Here is a 5172-nt window from a genome sequence, read left to right as displayed (position 1 = left end):
CAACTCCAGCCCCTGAACTTCGGTTCAGGGGCTGGAGTTTTTTTATGCCCTGTCACTTGGTGTTCACATAGGGCAGCCACGATGCAGCCATGAGCACCGCGAGGTTCCTGAAGTCCGCAGGCGTTGGAGCCGGTGACGAGGTCGTCGTGCCGGCCTACGGCGGCATCGAGGCCGCCCTGGCCGTGACGATGGTCGGGGCCAGGCCCGTCTTCGCCGACATAGATCCATCGAGTTACTGTCTGGACCCCGGCGCGGTCGCCGCCGCACTCACCCCTTGCACCGCCGCCGTGGTGGTGGTCGCTGCCTTCGGGCACCCGCCGGACCTGGTGCGGATCGGTGAACTCGGGCGTGCCAAGGGGCTCTTGGTCGTCGGTCCGCAGGAGGCCGTCGTCACCGAGGACGAAGTGGGTCAACGACGCTCCCACGCCGCGTACTTGGACGAGCGGCTGACCGGCGTGCGTACACCGGCTCCGGACGCGGCACACACGTACCAGCGCTACGTCGTACGCGTGCCGGGCAACGGCCGCCCCGACCGTGATGCCTTCGCCCAGGCGCTCCGTCGCAGGGGAGTGGGATGTGAGGTGCCCGTGCCGACGCCCGTTCACCGGATGCCGGAGTTCCGTGCGGACGTGCGGTTGCCCGAGGCCGAGCGGGCCGCAGACGAAACGCTGGCTCTGCCCTTGCACGGTGTGCTGCGGCGCCGTGAACTCCAGCGCATGGTCTCGTCCTGCAACGCCCTCGGCGGGCTGCTTCAACCTGCCTTCTAGACGCGGTCCTTCGACAGGTTCTCCGTGTGGCGCGTGATGGCTGGAAGCACGGCCGAGTTCGGGTATGATTTCTCTTGTTGCTGCGCCCCAATAGCTCAGTCGGTAGAGCGTCTCCATGGTAAGGAGAAGGTCTACGGTTCGATTCCGTATTGGGGCTCTCACACCGAAAGGCCCCCGCCGGTTGGCGGGGGCCTTTCGCGTACCGGCTACTTGGGCGGTTCGGGCACGCGCATGGCCAGGATCGCCATGTCGTCGGAGGCCGGTTCTGCGGCGAAGCGCTCCACCGCGCGCAGGATGCGTCCGGCGACCGCGCCCGCTGTCAGGCCCGTACAGGTACTCAGTACGTCCGCCAGGCCGTCGTCGCCGAGCATGCGCGTGCCCTCGCGGCGTTCGGTGACACCGTCCGTGACGCACAGGAGTACGTCGCCCGGGTCGAGGGTGACCGTCTGCTCGTACAGCTCCAGGTCCTCCATGACGCCGAGCAGCGGCTGAGGTTCGGCCGCGGGCTCCACGGTGCCGTCCTGACGCAGGCGCAGTGGGAGCGGGTGGCCGGCGCAGACGACCTTGAGCAGGGCGCTGCCGTCCTCCTGCGGCCACAGCTCTCCGTACAGGAGCGTCAGGAAGCGGCTGCGGGAGCCCTCGTCGAGGATGGCCGCGTTGAGCCGCTCCAGGACGGCGGGGCCGCCGAAGCCCTCGCGGGCGAGCAGGCGCAGGGCGTGCCGGGCCAGGCCGGTGACGGCTGCGGCTTCCGGGCCTGTACCGCAGACGTCCCCGATGGCGAAGCCGTACGCGCCGTCGCGGATCGGGAAGAGGTCGTAGAAGTCGCCGCCGACCTCGTTGCCCTCGCCCGCGGCCCGGTAGATGACCTCCACCTCGACGTTGGGCACCTCGGGCAGGCCGGGCGGCAGCAGGCTGCGCTGAAGTGCCTGGCTGATGGCGGTGCGTTCGGAGTAGAGACGGGCGTTGTCGAGGGCCAGCGCCGCACGGCGGGAGAGGTCCTCGGCCAGTTCCAGGATCTCCTGGCGGAAGTGGTCGTCGGACGGTTTGCCGAGCGTGAGCATGCCGATGACGCGGTTACGGGCGACCAGCGGCAGTACGACCGTCTCGCCGCCGACCGCGGCGGCCGTGGCGAGCGTCGTGCCGATGCCGGAGCCGAGCGCGGGGCTGGATCCGAGACCGAGGCTGCGCCTCGACGAGGTCAGTGCGGCCTGGTGGGCGGCCTCGCCGGGGGCGGCCCAGATCCGGGCTCCCGGAGTGGGTACCGGCTCGGGCGGGTTGATCTTGGAGAGCAGGGCCTTGAGGCCGTCGATGCGTTCCTCGTCCTCGTGCAGGACGTAGGAGAGGTACGGCTCCGACGACTGGTCGGCGATCGTGTACACGGCGCACCAGGCGGCCAGCGTCGGCACGGTCATCTGGGCCATCAGGGCCAGCGTCTGGTCCCGGTCGAGCGTGCCTGCCAGCAGGTCGGATGCTTCGACGAGGAACGAGAGCGATCCCCGGCGCAGCTTCTCCAGCTCGCCGAGCCGGGCCGATTCCACGGCCAGGGCGATACGGTCGGCGGCGAACTGCAGGCGCAGCGCCTGCTCGTTGGAGTACCGGCCGGGGGCTTCGGCAGAGACGCCGAGGGAACCGGTGAGGCGGCCCTCGACCTTGAGCGGGACGGTGACGACGGATCGCATGCCCGTGCCGTTGAGGAGCGGAACAGCTCCGGGGACGGCGGCCAGGTCCTCGTGGACGGCGGGCATCCGGGCCGATCCGTACCGTCCGGTGCCCGCCTCGACAGGCACCCGGGCGAAGCGCTGGCGGGCGGACGGCAGGCCGGTGGTGGCCCGCACCTCCAGCTCGGTCTCGTCGTCGGTGGCCAGCAGCAGGAACGCGGCGTCGGCGTCGAGCATGTCACGTGCGCGCTCCACCGTGCGCTGCAGGAGACCGTCGAGGTCGTCGGGGGCGGGGGAGCCGATGAAGACCTCGAACGGGTCGGCGGCCCGGTGGTCGGTGAAGGAACCGGTGTCGTTCTGCGGAGTGCGCGGCGGGGTCTGCAGCACCGCGCGCTCGTAGTCGCGGACGAGTAGGCAGACGGTCGACGGCTCGCCCTCCGCGTCGCGTACCCGAAGGTGTGAGGCGTACACGGGCACGACCCGGCCGTCGGCTCCGCGGATGCCGTAACTGCCTTCCCAGCGGGACAGTTGCAGCGCTTCGGCGATGCCGGTACCGGTACCGGGGGTGTGCGGCCAGGCGGCGAAGTCGGTGAGCTGTCGGCCGATGGCCTGCTCGGCGGTGTGCCCGAAGAGCTCGGTGGCGTCCTCGTTCCAGGAGGAGACCGCGCCCGTGCGGTCGATCTGGATCACTGCCACCCGGATGTGCTGGTCCGCGACGGGCAGCAGTTCCGGGGGGAGGAGGGGGCCTGCCGAGCGGGCGCCCACCGGGCGCTGCGGCAGGTCGAGTTGGAACCACACCTGCTTCTTGGTGGGGGTGTACTCGACGCCCCAGCGGGACGCGAGTGCGGCGCAGAGCAGCAGTCCTCGGCCGCCCTCGCGGTCGGGGCTGCCGAACGACTGGCCGCTGCCCTGGAGCGGGACCTCACGCTCCGGGTAGTGGTCGGCGACCTCGACGCGGATGCCGTCGTCGGTGCGCAGGCACAGCACGTCGGCGTTGGTGCCCGCGTGGACCACCGCGTTGGTGACGAGCTCACTGGTGAGGACGACGGCGTCGTCCACGACGTCGGCGTACCCCCAGCCCTGGAGGGTGTCACGGACAAAGGCACGGGCGGTCGCTACCGACCGCCCGACCGGTTCGAAGCTGGCAGCCGCCCGCGCGGTGATCACAGAACTCCTCGTACGCGTCTCGACGCCCGGCTCTGCCATGTCGGCCCGCCCCTCGCTGCCCGGTGGTAGTACTGGTGCCTCCGCCTCCGCCGGGCGGACGGGGACGGTTGGACAGCCGGATGCCAGGTTACTTACCTTCGCGGTCCGTGCGGATGCCGGTTACAGGGTTTCCGTCCTCGGAGGGCGGGGACGGTATCCAAAGCTGCCGAACTGTTATGGCCTGGTTCCGCCATGGTGAAACACTGGGCAAGCTTCTAGAGACAGCCCGGTACTACGGCCAACCCCTGCGGGAGGGACACGGTGGAGTCTGGCACGGCGGCGCGTGACAAGAACACGCGCGCAAAAAGCGGACAGTCGCCGAAAAAGCGACACCACGGGACAACCGAAGTGGATGCCGCCGCCCTGGGCAGACTGCTGACGGCTCTGGCCGCGATGCGCGACGGGAATTTCCGCCGCCGTCTCACGGTGTCCGGCGACGGGGTGATGGCCGAGATCGCGGCCGTGTTCAACGAGGTCGCCGACCGCAATCTCCACCTGACCGGTGAGATCGCCCGGGTGCGCAGGATGGTCGGACGTGAGGGGAAACTCACCGAAAGGCTGGAGACGGGGGCCCTGGAGGGCTCCTGGGCCGTAGCGATCGACGCGTCGAACGAGCTGGTGGACGATCTGGCGCGGCCGGTCTCCGAGGTCGGCAGGGTGCTGTCGGCGGTGGCCGAGGGCGATCTGGAACAGCGGATGGACCTCCGTTCGCAGGCGACGGACGGGGTGGAGCGACCGCTGCGCGGTGAGTTCCTGAAGGTCGCCCGTACCGTCAACAACCTGGTCGATCAGCTGTCGGCGTTCACCGACGAGGTGACGCGGGTCGCACTGGAGGTCGGTACCGAGGGCAAGTTGGGCGGTCAGGCTCAAGTGCGCGGTATGTCCGGTTCGTGGAAGGATCTCACGGATTCCGTCAACACGATGGCGTACCGGCTGACCGCACAGGTGCGTGACATTGCTCTCGTCACGACGGCTGTCGCCAAGGGAGATCTGTCACGCAAGGTCACGGTCCATGTGGCCGGCGAGATGCTCCAGCTGAAGAACACCGTCAACACGATGGTCGACCAGCTGTCCTCGTTCTCGTCCGAGGTGACGCGGGTCGCCCGCGAGGTGGGGACCGAGGGCGAGCTGGGCGGCCAGGCGGCCGTGCCCGGTGTGGCAGGGGTGTGGAAGGACCTCACCGACTCGGTGAACACGATGGCCGGGAACCTGACGTCCCAGGTGCGCGGTATCGCGGAGGTCACCACAGCCGTCGCCAACGGCGATCTCTCGCAGAAGGTCACGGTGAGCGCGCGCGGCGAGGTCGCGCAGCTCGCCGAGACGATCAATCAGATGACCGAGACGCTGCGTACGTTCGCGGACGAAGTGACCCGGGTGGCGAGCGAGGTGGGCGCCGAGGGGCTGCTCGGTGGCCAGGCGCAGGTGCCGGGCGCCGCGGGGACCTGGAAGGACCTGACCGACTCGGTCAACACCGTCTTCCGCAACCTCACGACCCAGGTGCGGGACATCGCGCAGGTGACGACGGCGGTCGCCAACGGTGA

3 protein-coding genes and 1 tRNA gene are annotated in these 5172 nt (G+C 69.8%); 3 read left to right on the top strand and 1 reads right to left on the bottom strand.

Annotated elements, in window-relative coordinates; genetic code table 11:
- Nucleotides 1-89 precede the first annotated feature (89 nt).
- Together NBY69_RS29185 and NBY69_RS29180 are read left to right on the top strand one after the other, a co-directional pair.
- A complete protein-coding gene (locus NBY69_RS29185; RefSeq protein WP_250304890.1) occupies nt 90-767 on the top strand; it encodes a DegT/DnrJ/EryC1/StrS family aminotransferase in 678 nt (225 codons plus the stop codon).
- A gap of 84 nt (nt 768-851) precedes the next feature.
- Nucleotides 852-924 (top strand) — tRNA-Thr (locus NBY69_RS29180).
- 49 nt (nt 925-973) lie between these two features.
- Here NBY69_RS29180 and NBY69_RS29175 read toward each other — a convergent pair.
- Nucleotides 974-3631, bottom strand: coding sequence for a SpoIIE family protein phosphatase (locus NBY69_RS29175; protein ID WP_250304889.1), 2658 nt, complete (start codon nt 3629-3631; stop codon nt 974-976).
- Nucleotides 3632-3892: 261 nt separating this feature from the next.
- On the opposite strand from NBY69_RS29175, the gene NBY69_RS29170 reads away from it, so the two are divergent.
- Nucleotides 3893-5172 (top strand): HAMP domain-containing protein (locus NBY69_RS29170; RefSeq protein ID WP_250304888.1); only part of this gene is annotated, 1280 nt, incomplete at its 3' end.

The organism is Streptomyces sp. A 4/2, assembly GCF_940670765.1.
GTDB lineage: Bacteria > Actinomycetota > Actinomycetes > Streptomycetales > Streptomycetaceae > Streptomyces.
The sequence above is the reverse complement of the archived record's forward strand: the minus strand, read 5'-3'. Positions and strand labels throughout refer to the sequence as shown.